Below are 17,892 nucleotides of genomic sequence, written 5' to 3' on the forward strand. Positions count from 1 at the left end.
GAAAATGAAACCATACCTTAACGGCGAGATCCGAACCCGGTTGGCATACCTGCTCGATATTAACATCTTGTACGAAAGTCTAATCAACAGCAATTCGCTGACCAAAGACGAAAAAACAGAACTGAAACATGCGTGTACCCGCCACCAGAAAGGCATTGCGCTGATTAAAAAGCGGATGCCGAAGGAATTTGAAAAGATCGAACGGATGCTAAAGGACAATCTGATCGTTATGAAGCCGAAAACCCAGGAGCTGATTGACCGTCGGGCGATCTACATGGAAGATGACCGGTTGCGGGATATTTTGGAGGTCATGATCAACGATCATTGCATCGGCTGCAAAATCGAAAACTACTTAGACTGCATCATCTATCAATACAACGATGATTTGGACGTCAGCAGCATGTATAACGAACCAAAAGGCGTGTGTCCTTATGCATACATGGGTGAAAAAGAAAAAGCTTTAAATCCGACATATGGGACTATTTTTAAACCGAGAGCATGCAAGAAGCAAAAGAAGAGGAAAGGGGCTTGAAATTATTGAGATGCGTTTTGAAATACCCTGGTGCAAAATGGCGAATTGCAGAGTGGATATCTTATAATTTTTGCGAACATAATACATATCTTGAGCCGTTTTTCGGAAGTGGGGCTGTATTTTTCTCAAAAAAGCCAAGTGAACGAGAAACGATCAACGATATCGACGGGCATGTTGTTAATTTCTTTGAAGTACTGCGCGATTACCCTGAAGAACTGGCAAGAAAAATAAATTTAACACCATATTCAAGACAAGAATTCCAAAATGTCGAAGAGCAATTTGCGGGCGGCCCGTTGCAACTGACGGATTGCAAAATAGAAAATGCGCGCAGATTTGCCGTTAGGTGTTTTCAAGGGTTTGGGTCAAAACAATCAGATAAAGTGGGTTGGAAAAACTCAAAAAAAGCTGCTGGACCCGATAATCCATCTGTGTGGAGCAGGGTACCGGAGACGCTATTAGAAGCAGCCAAACGGTTAAAAATGGTGCAAATTGAAAAGATGGAGGCTGTTGATTTAATTAAACAGTATAACCACGGCGATTGTTTGATATATGCTGATCCACCATATCTTAAAAGCGTAAGAAATTCTCGTATATATCGCCATGAAATGATGGGCGACGGATCCCACATTGAATTAATTGAGACGTTATTAAAACATCGTGGTCCGGCAATTGTCAGTGGTTACGATAGCGATATTTACAATGAATTGCTTAGAGATTGGAGTAAAAAAGAAATTGAGCAGACAACCAATTCAGCCACGACAAAGACAGAAGTCATCTGGATGAATTACAAATTAGTTGATCAAATAAGTTTTTTAGGAGGGATTTGAAATGAACAGTGGACTAAAAATATCGTCAAAATCAAAAACAATCGGTGTGGCCGAAGCCAGAGACCTATTGCAAATGACAAAGACCATGGCGCTGGGCCTAACGATGGAAGAATATGTGATGATCGCCACTGTCTTTGGGGCAGCGTGTGACCGGATTTTGAAAGAGAATGGGTTGGAATGATGAGAAAAATACTTTTCCGCGGGAAGTGCTACGACGTTGGAGCGTGGATATTTGGAAGCTTGCTTGATGATGACATTATCATAACAAAAGGAGCTGTTGAGGTAGACGATGACTACATCAATATCGTTGACGAATGGAGCTCTGTATTGCCCGAAACCGTCGGACAGTACACTGGCCTGAAAGATTCAACTGGAAAGCGGATTTTTGAGGGGGATATCTTAGAATTTGAAGATTTAGGCGAAGAAGGTTATGAATACAAAGAAGGATTTGATTTCATAAATACTGCAAGCGTAGTTTTTAATAACGGTAGATTCGAGCTTGAAAATTTTGGGTCTGATAACAGCGGCGTTTTAGAAGAAATGAATGACGACCACGAAGATTTTATTAGCATATTCACTTACTCAAAAATCATCGGCAACATCCACGACAACCCAGAATTGTTGGAGGTGCAGGGATGATAGATATCGAAGAAGTTGTATCAAAATTAGAGTCAGAAATTGAAAAAGCAGATAAAATTGACGACCGTTACGCTGAAATGGAAGAAAAAGAAGAATTTATGGACGGTGAGCAGGTTTGGGATTCTGGCTATGCTAGAGGTAAATTAAAAGGGCTTCAGATCGCTTTGAGCATCATTGAGGATGGTGATCTTTCATGAAAAACACGTGTTTCAATTGTAGATATTCAGGGCGTGATTCGCTTCATAATCCTTGTTTGTTTTGCCTGCGATATAAAAACTGGGAGCCTATTCCAGCTCAAAAAACATATTATTCAAATAAAACTCAAATTGTTATTCCAAAGAAGGTGAAAGAATGAGTGAAAAAATATTAATGAGAAACTGCCACAACTGCGAAAACCACACTGAAAACGGCGGTATGTGCTATGGAGTGAGCATAAACGCCGAGGTGATTATGTGTACGGATTTTTATTTGAAGGAGGAATTGCGGGATGAGCATCACTATTGTCGTGCCGGACACGCCCCCGTCCAATAATAAATTCATGGGCCGGGAGAATCGCTGGAATTATCAAAAATATAAAAAAGAGTGGGCAATGCTGATGCGATCAGGGATGGTAATGATCCCCGAAAGGCCGATGCTAAAAGCAAAAGTCCATATCCACTATATATTTCCAACAAAAACACGCCGGGATCCGGATAATTATTCCGGGAAAATGATTCTTGACCCACTGGTACAGTTCGGGGTGATCTCGGATGACAGTTTCGGAAACATTGACCTGGTTTTATCGGCTGAATATAAAAAAGGCGTCAAAGAGACAAGGGTGACGATTGTGGAGGTGGACAATGATCAAGGGGTTGCGAAAGATCCACAACAAGAAGTTTTACAAGAATGATAGAGCCGAAGGGCTACCAATCGAGTCAAAGGAGTTCGAAGGTATTGCGAGATATATCATATTTGAGGACTCAATGGCCATCACGACGAAAAATAACGGAGTTTTGACCGGGAATATGGGTCAGCTGGAAAAACTCTTTAAAGAGGCTTTAAACGTGATAGAAATTTACAGGAGGGATGAATAAATGACTTTGCAGGAAAAATTGGTTGAAGAAATCGATAAACGACAAGTAACTCGTGCTGAATTTGCCAAAATTGTTGGGGTTGATCCGACGGTAATCAGCAGTGTTATTAAGCACAATCGGAGTATTGGGAATGGAACGGTTAAGCGGCTTGTCGATGCCATTGGGAAAGAATTCGAGCAATTTTATGTATATAAAATTTGTGAGATCTGCGGGGAAAAGTTTTTGCCCCGGAGCAATAAAATCAGAACATGTTCGGATGAATGCGCCAGATTGCTGAAAAATCAAATAACAGTTCAATGGACTCGAACGAGCAACGGGCATAGCATCGCCCGGGAAACGGACGCCCAGCGTTTTGGTAGAAAGGCGAAAGTCGCAAAGCCAAAAGTCGGGATTGCTGAATACAACAGTGTCGCCCGGGAAGAATTTGGAAGTTATGGCCAACGTGCTGCGGCCGAACGCCTGGCCAGAAGCGGGACGATGCGGGAAAGTATGGGGCTGGGATGAAATTGAAATGCGATGGTTGTTGGAATTATGGTGGCATTAATATTTACTTTTGCATGTTTGTTTGCGGGAAGGGGAGGCAATGAAAATTCTAAGGGTTTTTCCAAAGAGGACAAGCTACACTCCAATCGATCAGCTCGTTTATTATCCCAATGGAATAAAACAATCACCGATGTGGGGGCTATTTCCGGAATTTGAAGAAATACATATTTCTTGCTCATTTACCTGGGATAAATTTTTCTGTGAAGAATTGGCTTATCAATTTCGATCCACGCAGGATAAGCTAGTGAAGCTTGGAGGGCCAGCGTTTGAAAGTGAAGCGTTGGATTTCGAACAAGGTCTTTACCTGAAATCGAATATCACATTTACAAGCAGGGGATGTAATAACCAATGCCCATGGTGCATCGTCCCAAAGATCGAGGGAAAATTAAAAGAAATACCGATTTGTCAGGGAAATATGATTCAGGACAATAATTTTCTCCAAACATCGAGGCATCATAAAGATCAGGTGTTTGAAATGCTGAAAACTCAAAAGCAAATTCAATTTAAAGGTGGATTGGAAGCAGATCTCATCGACGACCATTTTACAGAGAATGTGCGAGGGTTGAAAATTGATGAATTATGGTTGGCATGCGATACAGATGGTTCATTGAAAAATCTGGAAATAGCTGCAACGAAATTAGCAAAAGCCGGATTCAGCAGAGAAAAATTAAAATGCTATGCCCTAATCGATGGCGACTTGAGTAAAAACGAGGAACGGCTTCAAAAGATCTGGCACGCCGGGGCTATGCCGTTTGCACAGCTATACCGAGACTTTACGGATAAAAAAACGAAATATTCAAAAGAAGTGGAAAAGTTTGCGAGATCATGGCAGCGGCCGGCTTGCATCAATATGCACATGAAAAACGGAACTGATTTTAGGAATTATGGGGTGTGAGAGGGATGTATGGGATTAATAATTGACAACTTTGCAGGAGGCGGCGGAGCCTCCGAAGGTATTGAACAAGCCATGGGTCGCCCGGTTGACATTGCAATCAATCATGATCCCGGGGCAATTGCGATGCATAAGGTAAATCATCCGCATACAAAGCATTATTGCGAAAGTGTGTGGGATGTAGACCCAATAAAAGCCTGCGAAGGACAGCCGGTGGATCTGGCGTGGTTTAGCCCCGATTGTACGCATTTTTCAAAAGCCAAAGGCGGTAAACCAAAAGATAAAAACATCCGGGGGCTGGCATGGGTAGCTGTCAAATGGGCGATGCAGGTACGGCCAACAGTCATTATCTTGGAAAATGTTGAGGAATTTAAAACCTGGGGGCCACTGGGAGACGACAACCAGCCGGATAAAAACAAAACTGGGGAGACTTTCAAAAGTTTTGTGGAGCAGTTGAAGATTATCGGGTACCAGGTGGAGTTCAGAGAATTGATTGCAGCGGATTATGGAGCACCTACCAAGCGGAAACGGTTCTTTATGGTTTCCCGGTGCGATGGATTGCCAATCTCATGGCCAGAAAAAACTCATGGGCCACGGAACAGCAAAGAAGTGGCGATGGGTATTTTAAAACCTTATACGCCAGTTTCAGATGTGTTGGATTTTAGCAAACCGTGTCCATCAATTTTTGATACAAAGGAAGAGATTATGGAGAAACATGGGTTGCGAACAGTACGTCCGCTGGCAAACAAAACTATGGAGCGGATCGCAAGGGGCCTTGAAAAGTTTGTAATAAATAATGCAGATCCCTTTTTAATCCAAGTTAATTACAGTGGTGCAAAATGGCATTATTGCAATAACCTTGACGATCCACTGCCTACGATCACAGGAAAACATGGATTTGGGATAGTGGCACCGTCGATTATTCAGTACCATTCAGAGACTTTGAAAAACGAAGTTCGTGGGCAAACCATTGATGATCCGATCATGACAATAGATGGGAGTCCTAGATATGGATTAATTCAAGCTTTCATTTGTAAACATTATGGCGGTAATTATACGGGTGCCGGAACGGATGTTGACGATCCACTTTCTACTGTCACAGCAATTGATCATAATGCTTTGGTTACTTCACACATTATCCAGATGAACAACCATATGATCGGCACTGAATCCAGAGACCCAGTAAATACCATTGTCGCTGGTCCCGGGCATCTGGGAGAAGTAAGGGCATTCTTAATAAAATACTACGGGCAGGGGATCGGTCAAGATCTCAAAGAGCCTTGTGGAACAGTGGTAAGCCATGATCGCTTTGGGTTGGTGACGGTTTGTGGGACTGATTATCAAATCATTGATATTGGCATGCGGATGCTTGATCCCAGGGAGTTATTCACGGCAAATGGGTTCCGGCCTGATTACATAATTGATTATGATTCGGACGGGAAACAGATTACGAAAACCGAACAGGTTAAGCGGTGTGGCAATGCAGTTCCGCCAGTGTTCGCTAGAGAACTGGTGTTGGCGAATGTTGTGGAAGTCGAGAGAACTATGGCTTCATAAATTTTAGGAGGAATCATGAATTGTTATAAATACCCGGAACGTATCGGGAACATATGTAAGCCGCTAGATGTGCGGTTGGAGCTGGAAAGCGTGGAGCGGAATGAGTTGGTGTTTTATAAGCCGAAGGAGTGTGAGGAGGGTAAGGGGTGACCGATTTAGCATTAGGAGCATTTACAATCATCGCCATGGGATCGGTAGTTACAACCGTTATTGCCGGAGTCGCGTTAGCTGGGCTTGGGCTGGTAGAGTGGTTTAAGTATGGGAGGAAGTTTAAATGATTGGGTTGCTAAAAAAATTTGGTGATTTGATGGAAGAAGCTGAAAAGGAGCTTGATTCTGGTGAGTTTTATCGGTTCATGGAGGAAATAACCGATTACCTAAATGAGAAGATGGAAGAAGGGACTGCTGATGACGAAATCTGAGAAAATTAAACAAATGACCGATGCGGAGCTTGCATCTGAAATAGACAACCTGATGTCAGAAATGTGCCGGAGGTACTGCAAGGGGTGCCCAGAGACGAAATACCGATGCGATGAAGCGATTTTGAATTATTTGAGGTGTGAAGTGAATGTGTAAGACATTGTGGTTCCGAGTACACGTTGAGGGTGTCGGTTGGTCTGATTGGATCGTGGAAGAAGTTGACGCGTCGGCAATAAGTGAAGCATTTAAAAAATTAGGCAACAATTTCAAAGAAGCGGGAGAAGCGATTGCCAAAGCATGGGAAAGCGTTTCAAAAGCGCTATATCCAACGATTGAGTTTGTGAATAAAATAGCTTTCGAATACTTCAACGATCAAATTTCAGAGAAAAAGAAAATATACGAGGCTGAATGCCGGATGAAAAGCAATGTGAAGAAATACGGTTATAATCAGAACTACCGGAAAAGGATGTTTTGCGTTGGAGGATATGGGAATTTTAGGAGGTTTTAAATGACAGAGTACAAAGAAGCGCAAATCATAAAACATGCGCTGCGGCATTATATTAATCGCCCAGATGCGGACGAAAAAGATGTTGATACCGAAAAAATATTGTTGAACAAATACGAAGAAAAGGTTGAAAGGCTTAAATGCAGAAACCGGATAAAATGACATAAAAAAAGGAGCTTTCGCCCCTGGTAGATAACTCGCAAATTCATTTTATCAGAGGGGGAAGCGGATGTCAAATAAAGCGGTTTGTCGACCGAAGGATAAGCGGAAAGATGAAATACTCAGGGGATATGAGTATCAGATGGAGTTGACCCACAGCTTGGAAAATGAGCTGGAAACATTGATTGCAGGGGCCACCAAAGTGACCAGCATCATTACAGACATGCCACGGGGAGGCGACGGTTTGGATTCTGGCGACTGGATAGCGAAATGGGAACCCCTACAATTGCAAATTAAAGCGGAAATCGAAGAATCTGTCAAGGTTCGGGCTGAAATTATGGGATATCTGGATCAGGTGAAAACACCGAAATTGCGGACGGTATTGCAGCTAACTTATATCGAGTGCATAACCCAGGAAGAAATCATGGATCGGATGCACTATAGCTCGACTCAGTGGGTGCGGGAATTACTGAATCGGGCATTAGAACAAATTATTATTTAAAGACTTGCTGTTAATATAGTAAAATGCATTTTATAATTTATAATGCGGAGGTTACTAATTAAGCCGCATTTAACTGAAACTTTAAACCGAACGCCGCTAAAAAGCAATGCGACATAGCATGTAGCCTCAAACGGCGTTCATAATTAAAATTAACGAGGTGTTGATGGATGAAAGTGTTTTTAGTAACAGCAGATAATCACGATAAGGATGAACATGATTCAGTCGTAATAATAGCAAAAACAGAGGAAAAAGTATTGGAAATCATCGCTCAAGAAAATAAAAAAGATAAGCACTTCCCTTTGTTTTATAACCATCAACTTCCGTTAACAATTAAAGAAGTTGACTTAAGCGAAGAGTGCATATTGCTAAAAAGTTTTAACGAAGGATAAATAATGGAAATTTGCCGGAACGGTAACGGGCTTGGTTGCTAACCAAAGGCAGGGTAACACCTAAGAAGGTTCGACTCCTTCAATTTCCGCCAAATTAAATCAAACAGGTGCCCGAAAGGGTGCTTTGCGTATTGAAAGTTTGTTTTAAAAGTAGTATCATAGAGTTGTTCTTATGGAAAGAGGGTAACTAAAATGAGTGATATTACAATTTATTTATGTACTGGCTTAATTTTGGCAGGTATATCTGGGGCTTCGATATTCATCAAAAAAACTATCGGGGATTTACCAGATAGAATTCATCAAAAAAATATGGAACAAATAAAACATATTAACTCAAAAGAGCTGCAGATTGATAACTACTTTCGTCAAATAAGCGGGAAGGAAATTGAAACTCTGCTTTTTAGTTGGACAGATTATATTTCAAAAGTGTGGAGTGAAGATTTGACCGGTGTTGATGTTCCTAAAATGACATCGGATGTTTTAAGGTTTGGATCAGGCGAAGCCATAAGAAGGCTAGCTGTTATGTTACAATTTGAATTTTCAATTAAAAAGAAAGAAGATCCTACCAAAGCATTAGATAATTTTGTTTGGTATTATTTAATTGCATATGTTGTAGTACAATTGAAAAATGATTTTACTGGACACGATATAGATCCTACAGATATCATCAAATTAAGGCTTGAAGATTATGAAAATAAAGAAACTAAAAATAAGTTTAAAGAAGCTCAAAAGGAAGCGAAAAAACTATTAGGAATTTAATAATATCGATTATATAGGCGTCCGAAAGGGCGTCTTTTTTATACCCAAAAATCAAAGGAGAATCAAATGCCAGATAACAAATGCGATAAAAAAGAATGCCAATATTGCCGGGATGGTGAATGTTTAGATAAGCAGACCTTAAAAGACCCCGGGGAACAAACCGGGTGCCTGATCTGCAAATGGTGTACGCATGACGACCCATAAGACGGAGGTTATGACGCTCTGCAACCGGTGTGCTGATGTGATCCAAGAGGATGAAGGGCAGACGATCAGGCGAGTTGATGAACGACAGAAGATCCAAGAACCCTGTTTTATTTGCGGACATAAAGGCTGGGACTATGAGGTGAAAACCAAGGAGGTAAACCATGGCTAGTTATGCGAGAAAACCACAAACGATTGAAGCGTATCAATGGAATGGCGACATAACCGAGAGAATGCCGGAGTGGTTGTACGATGCGATTATGGATGGCGAGCGGTTTGTTATGAAGGGTCGAGGGCTTTTCTTGAGAACAGGAGAAGAAGCCGAGGGCGATTATCTCGTTGACGATGGTGATTACATTGTCAAGGAAGCTGATGGGGATATTTCAACCAGGAACCGTTATATTTTTGAGAGTGAGTGGTATTTGTTGAAGTAGGAAGCTGTATACAAAACGACGAATGAGAGGTGGTGAGATTGCCCAGAGCACCGAACGAAAATATTGAAAAAGCAAAAGAATTATTTGATCAAGGGAAAAAAATGGTTGAAATCTCAACCGCTCTCAATGTGCCAGAAGGGACGATTCGCAGCTGGAAAAAGAGATACAATTGGGATTGCAACGTTGCAAATAAAAAACGCAACGTTGCAAACAAAAACAATGAGAAACGTGTCAAACAAAAAGCAACAGCACCTGAGGTTGAATCGGTTATTGAGAACCCAGATTTAACCAACGAACAACGGCTTTTTTGTCTGTACTACAGCAAGTCGTTTAATGCAACAAGGAGTTATCAGAAAGCTTATGGGTGCGATTACGAATCGGCTAACGCAAATGGTGCCAGGTTGCTAGTAAATGATAGTATAAAAGACGAAATCATGAAGCTAAAGAAAGAGCGCTACGTTCGGTCGTTCATCAGCGAAGAAGACATCTTCCAGAAGTATTGGGACATTGCATTTGCCGATATAACTGATTTCTTGTCATTCGGTCGCCGTGAAGTTCAAGTCATGGGAGCCTTTGGCCCTGTTGAGGTTGACGATGGATATGGCAATAAAGTCCCGCTCATGAAAGAAATTAACGTTGTTGAGTTCAGAGAGTCGTCTGAAGTGGACGGATCAATCCTTGCCGAAGTTAAGCAGGGGAAAGATGGCGCCAGCATTAAACTGGCTGACCGAATGAAAGCCCTCCAATGGCTGTCGGATCATATGGACCTCGCCACAAATGAGCAACAAACCCGTATCGACAAAATGAAACTGGAAATGACCAAGCTAAACAACGACTCGGAAACCTACGAAGATGACGGATTCATCGAAGCGTTAAAAGCTGGCATTAGCGAGGTGTGGGATGAGTCCGACGATTAGAAAAGCGGCGTTTAAGTTTAAACCATTTTCAAAAAAGCAATATAAAGTTATGAATTGGTGGATGGCTGGCAGCCCCGCCCACGACAAGGATGGGATTATTGCTGATGGAGCGATCCGGTCAGGCAAAACCTTATCTATGTCATTATCCTTTGTGATGTGGGCAGTGGAGACCTTCAACGGCCAGAACTTCGGGATGTGCGGGAAAACCATTGGGTCATTCCGGCGGAATGTTTTGTTCTGGTTGAAGTTGATGCTAAAGAGCCGGGGTTACAAAGTCCATGATAACCGGGCGGACAACCTGGTCACAGTCACCAGAAAAGACATCACTAATTACTTTTATGTTTTTGGTGGGAAAGATGAACGATCTCAGGATTTAATCCAAGGGATCACACTGGCCGGCTGCTTCTTCGATGAAGTCGCCTTAATGCCTGAATCATTTGTAAATCAGGCCACTGGGCGTTGTTCGGTTGATGGGTCGAAGTTCTGGTTTAACTGCAACCCGGACGGACCCTTTCACTGGTTTAAGGTCAATTGGATTGATCGACAAGACGAAAAGAATCTGCTTTATCTGCATTTCACCATGGATGATAATTTGTCCTTATCTGAAAAGATAAAGGCTCGATATCGGTCCATGTATACCGGCGTATTTTACAAGCGGTACATCTTGGGGCTGTGGACCATTGCGCAGGGGATTATCTACGATATGTTTGATCCAGATCTGCATGTGATCGATGAAATCCCGGAGGAATTGACCAATGAACGCTATATATCCATTGACTACGGTACGCAAAATGCGACCGTTTTTTTATTTTGGGAACGTGGTGTTTCGGGGACATGGTATTGCACGAAGGAATATTACTACTCTGGACGGGATAGTGCGAAGCAGAAGACGGATAGCCAGTTCGCTGATGATTTAGTCGAGTTTGTAGATGGCAAGCCAGTTGAGCAAATCGTCATTGACCCTTCGGCAGCTTCTTTCATAGCCGAACTTCAAACGCGGGGGTTCTCGATCAGAAAAGCGAAAAATGAGGTTATTGATGGTATTCGTGTTACTGGGGCCGCTATTGATCTGGGGAAAATAAAGATCCTAAATAATTGCATCAATACAATTAAAGAATTTGGTAATTACATCTGGGATAAAAAAGCAGCTGACCGAGGCGAGGATAAGCCGATCAAGGATCATGATCATGCGATGGATGCGTTAAGATATTTCTGCTACACAATCTTAAACAACGAATCAGCATTCAGAATCACACGTATAGGGAGGTGAGAAAGTATTGAACAAATTTCAAAAATGGGCAGTAAAAGCATTTTCCTTAAGTGAAGAATCTGTATTTACGAAGATATTGCGGATAAACGGCGGCATCCAAAAACACACAGAAGTTAATTACATTAACATGTGCAAAGAGGGGTACCAGAACTTTGTCGTTTATGCGTGCCTGGACAAGATTGTTAAGGCGGCAACGGCCATCAATTGGGAAGTGGCTACCTACAGCAAGGATGGCGCACTTGAGAAGATCCCCAACCACCCGATGAAGCTGCTGATTGAGAATCCGAACCCGATGCAAGGGCAATCAAAGTTCTTGGAACGGGCGATTAAGTTCTTTTATCTGGGAGGGGAAACCTTCATACATAAGGCTAATGCTAGTGGCAAAGCAAAAGAATTATATTGTTATAGGCCTGATCGATGCGTTATTGAGTTTGGAAGGGATGCAGATCAACCAATTGCATCGTTTCAATACCATGCTGGCAGCGTTAAGTCAATCGAACCAGAAAATATACTCCACTGGAAATCATTTAATCCCATGGACGAATACGACGGCCTTGGTCGAGGCATGAGCCTTTTAGGGCCAGCGGCACGAGTGATTGACCAGAACAATGCCATCAAGCAATGGAACTACAGCCTCATGAAGAATGGGGCAAAGAAAGATGGTGCTTTTGTTATTGCAGAGACATTAGGAGACATTGCTAGGCAAAGAACAAAAGACGAAATAAGATCTGAGTATAACGGCGACAACCCAGGCGGATACATGTTGCTTGAAGGCGGGGCAACGTTCGTGGATTTCGGCAACAACCCGAAAGACACCGACTGGCTGGAAGGTTCCAAACAAACCATCGTCGAGATATGCGCTTCTTTGGGCGTTGATCCCATCTTAATTGGATTCAACGAATTCAGCTCATACAACAACAAATCAGAGGCTAAAAAGTCACTGTATACCGAAACCGTTATCCCACTCTTACGTGAGCTGGCGGACGAATTGGGGCAATTCCTGGGACTCGCTGATAGTGAGTTCTTTTATTTTGACCTGAGTGACATTGCTGAGATGCAGGAGAACATCAAAGAGAAGTTCGACATGGTGAGTGGTGTTACCTTCATGACCGAGAACGACAAGCGGGAATATGTGGGGCTGGATGCCAAAGACGGTTTGAATGTCTACCGGATCCCGATGTCCTATATTGACATTCCGGAGGGGCAACCGATCCAGCCGCCACAGCCGACCGGCGATGACGGAAACGATGATGTAAATTTTAAGGCGTTGTCGGGGGGAGGTGAACAGAAAAGCGTTAAGCAGATAAAAGCCTTACAGATCTTTAACACGGCCATAGATCAGGGCGTTAAGAAGCAGCAGCCGATCATTGGCAAATACTTCATAGACCAGGCAAAACGGATTAAGAAGGGGTTTAAAAGTGCTGATCCGATTGAGATTAAGGCCGATGATCAGCAAGAATTAACTGAGGACCAGCTAAAGACATTACTCGATAGCCTCCTTGATTGGGATGCTGAAAATGAACTGTTTGGCAATACCATAGTGCAGCTTTATCTTGAAAGCATGGGTGTTGGGTACAGTATCGCTGATGAAATCTTCGCTCTGAACCTAGAAGAAACCGGGATTGAAGCCATCATGAATGAAGACCTGCTTAAATGGGCCAGAGAATCGGCGGCTCAGCAGGTGACCTATGTTAATCAGACTACCAAGGATCAGATTAAGCGGATCATTTCGGATGGCATGGAAAAAGGGTTGAGTAATTCCGAAATCGCTCAGAACATCTTTGATCAGTCGGAGATTAATTCAATTGGCAGAGCAAAGCGGATCGCAAGTACAGAGGTCCACAACTCAATTATCAAGGGCAATCATGAGGCCATGGTCGACTCTGGTGTAAAGAAAAGGAAATGGGTATCCGCCGGGGATGAGGCGGTAAGAGATTCGCATTCTAAAATTAATGGACAAATACGAGATATTGATAAGCCATTTAGCAACGGGCTAATGCATCCGGGAGATCCGGACGGACCACCGTCCGAAATCGTGTGGTGCCGGTGCATAGAAGCACCGGCTGATTTCAAATAATGGAAGGAGTGATCAAATGTCTAATCCAAAACGAAAGGTGGTGGTGAATTGAGTCTGGAATATAAAGAATTTGCGGTTACTGTTTCCGATGTCCATACCGATGGGGATAAGGGGAAAGCGGTCATTTTATTGTCGCCCTACGATAATGTCGACCTGGGCAATGACCGGGTAAAGCCGAGTGTCGCAACCAGGAATGAGGGCAAGAAGTTGCCACTGTTAAGCCAGCATCAGGTTGGCACTGAGCATGGCCACATGGATCTATTTTCGACGCAGGAAGGGATCAAAGCCAATATCACCCTTTACCTCGAAAAGGACGAGGGAGCGATTATTTTCCCGGAGGCGCACAAACACTACGCCCTGTTAAAAAGGGCGGAAACAGACGGCGTGGCGGTGAAATATTCAATAGGATACAACACCTTGGCCTATAAATATGTGATTGAAGGAAAGACAACCATCCGGGATCTACTGGATATCGACATCATGGAAGGTTCACGGGTGACGTTCCCCATGAACCCGATGGCACAGAATGTGCAGGGGAGCGTCAAATCCGTAGAAGGAGGGAAAGAATTGGAATTTACGATTGGAACAAAGGCCATTACATTCGACGAAGCGATGGAATATGAACAGCTCGACCGGTTGCGATGGCAAACAAACGATGCATTGCGAACCAGTATCTCGACCATCACCAGTGATCCTGGGATGAATGCGGTTCAGAAGATCGCCATGATCGACACAACCCTGACCCAGTACCACCAAACGATGATTGAATTATATACCAGATTAATCAACGCCAATGAAAAAATGCAGAAACAACTCGATGCGACCGAACTGGTTGAGAAAGCATCGAGTATTTTTATGCACGAAATTAAGGCAGGGGCTAGTGTATCAGCGGCTAACAGAGATAAGTTAAGCGGCATTATGAAAGCCGTGTCCGAGGTAATGGGATGCAATTGGGACAAGATCCAAAAGGCCATGGCGGCTGATGTTTTGGAGGATCACGACCCGGAAGACGGTGAAGGAGATCCGGCGGCAGCAGAACCCCCAAAAGTACCAAAGAAAGAAGATGATGGCGAACTGGAATTGAAAGCCCTGTTCGACGGGATGAAAGAATACTCTAATAAATTAAAGAAAGAAGAGGAATAAATATGGGATTAGATAAAAAACAGATCGATGAAATGAACGTTGTTTTTGCTGAGTTTAAAAAGTCAAATGACGAATTACAGGCAGAGGTTAAAAGCTATGGCGAAGCAAATGGATTGCTAAAAAGCAAAGTTGAAAAGATTCAAGAGAAATTGGACGAATTCGAAATCAAGGCACAGCGGGTTAATACGGCACCGAGGGCTGGTTCTCATGAAACGAAAACAGCCGAGACAGAAGCGGTTCTTGATTATATGCGCACCGGTGATCCGACGAATTTCAAAGCTCTATCAATGGACAATAACCCTGATGGGTCTTATCTTATTTCAGATCAAATGGCAACTACAATCATTGAAAGAATTCGAGACTTTTCCCCTGTTCGCCAGGTGGCTAGCAAAGAGACCATTTCAACTGGCGATACAATGCTAATGCCAAGAGAAGGAAACAATGATTATGAAGCAGGCTGGGCTGGAGAGAGACAAAAAAGAGAAAAAACTGGAACTGGTGATTTTGAAATGATTGCGATCAAAGTACATGAAATGTACGCTCAACCAGCAATTACACAATCATTAGTCGATGATCCAGCGTTTGACTTCGAAAGCTACATTAACAGAAGACTTGCTAAATTGTTCAATCGAAAAGAAGGTAACGCTTTTATTAGTGGCAACGGGGTTAATCAGCCAGAAGGATTACTTATCAGTAATCAGGTTGCGATCGTTAATGGGACACTTGACTTTGATTCATTGATTGATATGCAGGCTGAATTAAGACAGGAATATGCTGTGAATGCGAACTTCATGTTCAATAGATTCACTTTGGCAGATATCCGGAAATTAAAAGATAACAATGGGCAGTATTTATGGCAGCCGTCGGCGCAAGTTGGAAAGCCAAATACTGTTTTAGGGGATTCGTACGTTATTGCTGATGATATGCCAAATGCGTCATCTGCTGGTTCACTGGTAACAGGTGCAACACCGGTGCTGTATGGAGACTTTTCTGCATATTGCGTAGTTGATAAATCAGGAATCGGAACTTTACGAGATCCATTCACTGAAAAACCGTTCGTGCTTTTCTATACAACTAAAAAAGTAGGCGGCATGGTGATCAACGATCAGGCAATTAAGAAACTGAAATTGTCTTAATAGGAGGGATTAATATGAAAGATTTATATAACAACATCAAAGTAATGAATGCTCTTGACACAAAAGCAATTGCATCAAACACTACTACAGCAGGCGAGATTATCGATCTGAAAGGATTTGACAGTCTCGCTTTTATATTTCAGACAGGCACCATTACCGATGGTGATTACACCTTACTGATTCAAGAAGGTGACGAAAGCGATCTGTCAGATGCTGGCGCCGTTGCTGATGATGATCTGTTAGGAACTGAAGCTGCTGCATCATTCACAGCTGACACCGATGATAATGCTGTTTCTAAAATTGGGTACCGTGGCAATAAGCGTTATGTACGCATTTCTGTTATATCAACTAATGTGACCACTGGCGGGACGGTTGGGGCCATTGCAGTGCTAGGACATCCATCCATCGCTCCTGTAGCGTAAGCGGATGTTAAGCGGGAAAACGTCCCTGTTTGATGGATTGACCGAAAGCAGTCGGATCGACATTCAAACGGGGGCGATAACCCCAATTGAGAGAAAAGAAAGGGTGGTTAACACCATGAAAATAAAGATGTTAAAGAAAGTCCTTGGCAGTATTGATGGAATTCGAGTCAATACTTACGAGGAAGGCCAAATATATAATGTGCCATTGTTTATGGCTGATTCCTTTATCTTAAAAGGTTATGCTGAAAATCTGGAAGCTGGACCAATGGAACAAAAAGTGATTGAGCAGGAGGAAACAAAGTATGATGAATTGTCTGGCCGGACGGTTGATGAACTGAAAGAGATTGCTAAATCAATGGGAGTCGCTGGATATTCGAAATTGAATAAAAATGATCTGGTGCAGGCGATTCATGATGCTGTAAGTTAGAAGCAAGGAATAAAATTGATGCTCCGGCGATAGGTTGAACAATTAGCGAAGCATCAATCTCTCGCGAGTAAGATTGTCAATTTTCACTAGATACTTTCTACGAAATGTTTAAATATTGGATAGGCTCAAGTATTTACAGTTACGGCGCCAATTTGCGGTTTATCTTTGCGGTCGTGGTCTTTCATTTTTTTGTAGACTTCTTCATACTTATCCAGTAATTCTTCTGGACTTGAAGATTTAACGCCGTGATGCTCAAGGTACAACATTGTAAGCGCTTCGCACTTATCCGCAGGGAAAGTTCTAAAAGGTTCATTAGCCATCTCTTTTCTCCTTTCAATTTATTTCAGCGGGGTGTTTCTGATAATAAAAGTATAGGAGTAAGTACAGGAGGAAACAAGAGTAAAAATAAACAAACTATAATAATTATTTTTGTGAAAGAAGGGAGGGACTCATGGCACTTGCAGATAACGCACTAACCACTTTGGTACGGTTGAAACAATTCAATGGCATTGATGAAGCGGATACCAGCCAGGATTTCAAGCTGGGATTCCTCATCGACAGCGCCAGTCAGGAAATCGAAAACGTCCTGGGGCGAAAGCTTAAGAAGTCCCAATATACCGAAAAGGTTAAGGGGAACAATCGGTTGACTATTCAGGTAAAGAATTACCCGCTGTGGGAGGTCGATTCAATTAAGATCAATGGTTCGCTGGTTAACGAAAGTGACTATGCCTATGACGAGTCTGGCATCATCGAGGGAATCCGACCATGGGGCGCATCGGGATTACATTATGGAATCTCAAACTTCATGGTGCAGCAATCTAAAAACATTGAGATTGCTTATACAGCTGGCTATGTACTGCCAAAGGATGAAACCGAGGAAGAACCCCGGACACTGCCTTATGACATTGAAGCGGCGCTGTTCTCCATGATCAATGGAGCCATGGCCCTAACTGATGGTGCTGCCGGGCTTAAATCCTTCGCTATATCCGATGTGCGATGGGAATGGGATAAGGATTATATGCGGTCCATATTGCCGTCACTTATGCAGCATCGGGCGCCGAGGTTCTGA

The 17,892-nt window shown here is 42.8% G+C and carries 27 protein-coding genes and 1 tRNA gene; 27 read left to right on the forward strand and 1 reads right to left on the reverse strand.

Annotated elements, in window-relative coordinates; genetic code table 11:
- Positions 1–4 precede the first annotated feature (4 nt).
- From CHL1_RS07590 to CHL1_RS07710, 26 genes are all read left to right on the forward strand, one after another.
- Complete coding sequence (locus tag CHL1_RS07590) at positions 5–532, forward strand: hypothetical protein (RefSeq protein ID WP_250935762.1); 528 nt, start codon at positions 5–7, stop codon at positions 530–532.
- Positions 499–1,359 carry a DNA adenine methylase gene (locus CHL1_RS07595; protein WP_250935764.1) on the forward strand — a complete coding sequence of 287 codons (861 nt, stop codon included), beginning with the start codon at positions 499–501 and terminating at the stop codon, positions 1,357–1,359. Before CHL1_RS07590 ends, CHL1_RS07595 begins: the two co-directional genes overlap by 34 nt.
- Before the next feature lies 1 nt (position 1,360).
- Positions 1,361–1,540 (forward strand): hypothetical protein, encoded by a 180-nt coding sequence (locus tag CHL1_RS07600; protein WP_250935766.1) that lies wholly within the window; start codon positions 1,361–1,363, stop codon positions 1,538–1,540.
- Positions 1,537–1,998 carry a YopX family protein gene (locus tag CHL1_RS07605; protein ID WP_250935768.1) on the forward strand — a complete coding sequence of 154 codons (462 nt, stop codon included), beginning with the start codon at positions 1,537–1,539 and terminating at the stop codon, positions 1,996–1,998. The genes CHL1_RS07600 and CHL1_RS07605 overlap by 4 nt, the downstream gene beginning before the upstream one ends.
- Positions 1,995–2,195 carry a hypothetical protein gene (locus CHL1_RS07610; RefSeq protein WP_250935770.1) on the forward strand — a complete coding sequence of 67 codons (201 nt, stop codon included), beginning with the start codon at positions 1,995–1,997 and terminating at the stop codon, positions 2,193–2,195. The genes CHL1_RS07605 and CHL1_RS07610 overlap by 4 nt, the downstream gene beginning before the upstream one ends.
- A 290-nt stretch (positions 2,196–2,485) precedes the next feature.
- Positions 2,486–2,887: a RusA family crossover junction endodeoxyribonuclease gene (locus tag CHL1_RS07615; protein WP_250935771.1), complete on the forward strand. Its 402-nt coding sequence runs from the start codon at positions 2,486–2,488 to the stop codon at positions 2,885–2,887.
- Between the two features lie 184 nt (positions 2,888–3,071).
- Positions 3,072–3,575 (forward strand): helix-turn-helix domain-containing protein, encoded by a 504-nt coding sequence (locus CHL1_RS07620; RefSeq protein ID WP_250935773.1) that lies wholly within the window; start codon positions 3,072–3,074, stop codon positions 3,573–3,575.
- 79 nt (positions 3,576–3,654) lie between these two features.
- On the forward strand, positions 3,655–4,509 hold the full coding sequence (locus CHL1_RS07625) for a hypothetical protein (protein WP_250935775.1): 855 nt from the start codon (positions 3,655–3,657) through the stop codon (positions 4,507–4,509).
- 9 nt (positions 4,510–4,518) lie between these two features.
- A complete protein-coding gene (locus CHL1_RS07630; protein WP_250935777.1) occupies positions 4,519–6,063 on the forward strand; it encodes a DNA cytosine methyltransferase in 1,545 nt (514 codons plus the stop codon).
- 146 nt (positions 6,064–6,209) lie between these two features.
- Positions 6,210–6,341: a hypothetical protein gene (locus CHL1_RS18325; RefSeq protein ID WP_276520481.1), complete on the forward strand. Its 132-nt coding sequence runs from the start codon at positions 6,210–6,212 to the stop codon at positions 6,339–6,341.
- Positions 6,338–6,484 carry a hypothetical protein gene (locus tag CHL1_RS07635; RefSeq protein WP_250935779.1) on the forward strand — a complete coding sequence of 49 codons (147 nt, stop codon included), beginning with the start codon at positions 6,338–6,340 and terminating at the stop codon, positions 6,482–6,484. The genes CHL1_RS18325 and CHL1_RS07635 overlap by 4 nt, the downstream gene beginning before the upstream one ends.
- A gap of 146 nt (positions 6,485–6,630) precedes the next feature.
- Positions 6,631–6,990 (forward strand): hypothetical protein, encoded by a 360-nt coding sequence (locus CHL1_RS07640; protein ID WP_250935781.1) that lies wholly within the window; start codon positions 6,631–6,633, stop codon positions 6,988–6,990.
- On the forward strand, positions 6,991–7,149 hold the full coding sequence (locus CHL1_RS07645; protein WP_250935783.1) for a hypothetical protein: 159 nt from the start codon (positions 6,991–6,993) through the stop codon (positions 7,147–7,149).
- A gap of 67 nt (positions 7,150–7,216) precedes the next feature.
- The gene (locus CHL1_RS07650; RefSeq protein WP_250935784.1) at positions 7,217–7,648 is read left to right on the forward strand and encodes a DUF1492 domain-containing protein; all 432 of its coding nucleotides are present in this window, start codon (positions 7,217–7,219) and stop codon (positions 7,646–7,648) included.
- Between the two features lie 167 nt (positions 7,649–7,815).
- Positions 7,816–8,037: a hypothetical protein gene (locus tag CHL1_RS07655; RefSeq protein ID WP_250935786.1), complete on the forward strand. Its 222-nt coding sequence runs from the start codon at positions 7,816–7,818 to the stop codon at positions 8,035–8,037.
- Between the two features lie 5 nt (positions 8,038–8,042).
- A tRNA-Ser gene (locus CHL1_RS07660) sits at positions 8,043–8,129 on the forward strand.
- A 100-nt stretch (positions 8,130–8,229) separates the two neighbouring features.
- Positions 8,230–8,796: a hypothetical protein gene (locus tag CHL1_RS07665; protein WP_250935788.1), complete on the forward strand. Its 567-nt coding sequence runs from the start codon at positions 8,230–8,232 to the stop codon at positions 8,794–8,796.
- Between the two features lie 66 nt (positions 8,797–8,862).
- Positions 8,863–9,000, forward strand: a complete 138-nt coding sequence (locus tag CHL1_RS07670; protein WP_250935790.1) for a hypothetical protein — start codon at positions 8,863–8,865, stop codon at positions 8,998–9,000.
- 161 nt (positions 9,001–9,161) lie between these two features.
- The gene (locus tag CHL1_RS07675; protein WP_250935791.1) at positions 9,162–9,431 is read left to right on the forward strand and encodes a hypothetical protein; all 270 of its coding nucleotides are present in this window, start codon (positions 9,162–9,164) and stop codon (positions 9,429–9,431) included.
- A gap of 38 nt (positions 9,432–9,469) precedes the next feature.
- Entirely contained in the window at positions 9,470–10,348 is an 879-nt protein-coding gene (locus CHL1_RS07680) for a terminase small subunit (RefSeq protein WP_250935793.1), read from the forward strand.
- Complete coding sequence (locus tag CHL1_RS07685; RefSeq protein WP_250935795.1) at positions 10,332–11,618, forward strand: PBSX family phage terminase large subunit; 1,287 nt, start codon at positions 10,332–10,334, stop codon at positions 11,616–11,618. The genes CHL1_RS07680 and CHL1_RS07685 overlap by 17 nt, the downstream gene beginning before the upstream one ends.
- 7 nt (positions 11,619–11,625) lie before the next feature.
- Positions 11,626–13,695 carry a phage portal protein gene (locus tag CHL1_RS07690; RefSeq protein ID WP_250935797.1) on the forward strand — a complete coding sequence of 690 codons (2,070 nt, stop codon included), beginning with the start codon at positions 11,626–11,628 and terminating at the stop codon, positions 13,693–13,695.
- A gap of 48 nt (positions 13,696–13,743) precedes the next feature.
- Positions 13,744–14,838, forward strand: coding sequence for an HK97 family phage prohead protease (locus tag CHL1_RS07695; protein WP_250935807.1), 1,095 nt, complete (start codon positions 13,744–13,746; stop codon positions 14,836–14,838).
- Between the two features lie 2 nt (positions 14,839–14,840).
- Positions 14,841–15,974, forward strand: coding sequence for a phage major capsid protein (locus tag CHL1_RS07700; RefSeq protein ID WP_250935809.1), 1,134 nt, complete (start codon positions 14,841–14,843; stop codon positions 15,972–15,974).
- 14 nt (positions 15,975–15,988) lie between these two features.
- Positions 15,989–16,396: a hypothetical protein gene (locus CHL1_RS07705; RefSeq protein ID WP_250935811.1), complete on the forward strand. Its 408-nt coding sequence runs from the start codon at positions 15,989–15,991 to the stop codon at positions 16,394–16,396.
- A 115-nt stretch (positions 16,397–16,511) separates the two neighbouring features.
- The gene (locus CHL1_RS07710; protein ID WP_250935821.1) at positions 16,512–16,823 is read left to right on the forward strand and encodes a Rho termination factor N-terminal domain-containing protein; all 312 of its coding nucleotides are present in this window, start codon (positions 16,512–16,514) and stop codon (positions 16,821–16,823) included.
- Between the two features lie 125 nt (positions 16,824–16,948).
- On the opposite strand, the gene CHL1_RS07715 is transcribed toward CHL1_RS07710, so the two are convergent.
- Positions 16,949–17,143, reverse strand: a complete 195-nt coding sequence (locus tag CHL1_RS07715) for a hypothetical protein (RefSeq protein ID WP_250935823.1) — start codon at positions 17,141–17,143, stop codon at positions 16,949–16,951.
- A 131-nt stretch (positions 17,144–17,274) separates the two neighbouring features.
- On the opposite strand from CHL1_RS07715, the gene CHL1_RS07720 reads away from it, so the two are divergent.
- Positions 17,275–17,892, forward strand: a complete 618-nt coding sequence (locus tag CHL1_RS07720) for a hypothetical protein (protein WP_250935825.1) — start codon at positions 17,275–17,277, stop codon at positions 17,890–17,892.

It is taken from the genome of Acetobacterium wieringae, from assembly GCF_023700225.1.
Classification (GTDB): Bacteria; Bacillota; Clostridia; order Eubacteriales; family Eubacteriaceae; genus Acetobacterium; species Acetobacterium wieringae.

Bases quoted from the DNA above. Each gene is read 5' to 3' on its own strand.
- CHL1_RS07595 (WP_250935764.1), top strand. From the start codon at position 499: ATGCAAGAAGCAAAAGAAGAGGAAAGGGGCTTGAAATTATTGAGATGC.
- CHL1_RS07625 (WP_250935775.1), top strand. From the start codon at position 3,655: ATGAAAATTCTAAGGGTTTTTCCAAAGAGGACAAGCTACACTCCAATC.
- CHL1_RS07665 (WP_250935788.1), top strand. From the start codon at position 8,230: ATGAGTGATATTACAATTTATTTATGTACTGGCTTAATTTTGGCAGGT.
- CHL1_RS07715 (WP_250935823.1), bottom strand. From the start codon at position 17,143: ATGGCTAATGAACCTTTTAGAACTTTCCCTGCGGATAAGTGCGAAGCG.
- CHL1_RS07635 (WP_250935779.1), top strand. From the start codon at position 6,338: ATGATTGGGTTGCTAAAAAAATTTGGTGATTTGATGGAAGAAGCTGAA.
- CHL1_RS07700 (WP_250935809.1), top strand. From the start codon at position 14,841: ATGGGATTAGATAAAAAACAGATCGATGAAATGAACGTTGTTTTTGCT.
- CHL1_RS07685 (WP_250935795.1), top strand. From the start codon at position 10,332: ATGAGTCCGACGATTAGAAAAGCGGCGTTTAAGTTTAAACCATTTTCA.
- CHL1_RS07615 (WP_250935771.1), top strand. From the start codon at position 2,486: ATGAGCATCACTATTGTCGTGCCGGACACGCCCCCGTCCAATAATAAA.
- CHL1_RS07605 (WP_250935768.1), top strand. From the start codon at position 1,537: ATGATGAGAAAAATACTTTTCCGCGGGAAGTGCTACGACGTTGGAGCG.
- CHL1_RS07675 (WP_250935791.1), top strand. From the start codon at position 9,162: ATGGCTAGTTATGCGAGAAAACCACAAACGATTGAAGCGTATCAATGG.
- CHL1_RS07705 (WP_250935811.1), top strand. From the start codon at position 15,989: ATGAAAGATTTATATAACAACATCAAAGTAATGAATGCTCTTGACACA.
- CHL1_RS07645 (WP_250935783.1), top strand. From the start codon at position 6,991: ATGACAGAGTACAAAGAAGCGCAAATCATAAAACATGCGCTGCGGCAT.
- CHL1_RS07720 (WP_250935825.1), top strand. From the start codon at position 17,275: ATGGCACTTGCAGATAACGCACTAACCACTTTGGTACGGTTGAAACAA.
- CHL1_RS07640 (WP_250935781.1), top strand. From the start codon at position 6,631: ATGTGTAAGACATTGTGGTTCCGAGTACACGTTGAGGGTGTCGGTTGG.
- CHL1_RS07600 (WP_250935766.1), top strand. From the start codon at position 1,361: ATGAACAGTGGACTAAAAATATCGTCAAAATCAAAAACAATCGGTGTG.
- CHL1_RS07710 (WP_250935821.1), top strand. From the start codon at position 16,512: ATGAAAATAAAGATGTTAAAGAAAGTCCTTGGCAGTATTGATGGAATT.
- CHL1_RS07655 (WP_250935786.1), top strand. From the start codon at position 7,816: ATGAAAGTGTTTTTAGTAACAGCAGATAATCACGATAAGGATGAACAT.
- CHL1_RS07670 (WP_250935790.1), top strand. From the start codon at position 8,863: ATGCCAGATAACAAATGCGATAAAAAAGAATGCCAATATTGCCGGGAT.
- CHL1_RS07610 (WP_250935770.1), top strand. From the start codon at position 1,995: ATGATAGATATCGAAGAAGTTGTATCAAAATTAGAGTCAGAAATTGAA.
- CHL1_RS07620 (WP_250935773.1), top strand. From the start codon at position 3,072: ATGACTTTGCAGGAAAAATTGGTTGAAGAAATCGATAAACGACAAGTA.
- CHL1_RS07650 (WP_250935784.1), top strand. From the start codon at position 7,217: ATGTCAAATAAAGCGGTTTGTCGACCGAAGGATAAGCGGAAAGATGAA.
- CHL1_RS07630 (WP_250935777.1), top strand. From the start codon at position 4,519: ATGGGATTAATAATTGACAACTTTGCAGGAGGCGGCGGAGCCTCCGAA.
- CHL1_RS07590 (WP_250935762.1), top strand. From the start codon at position 5: ATGAAACCATACCTTAACGGCGAGATCCGAACCCGGTTGGCATACCTG.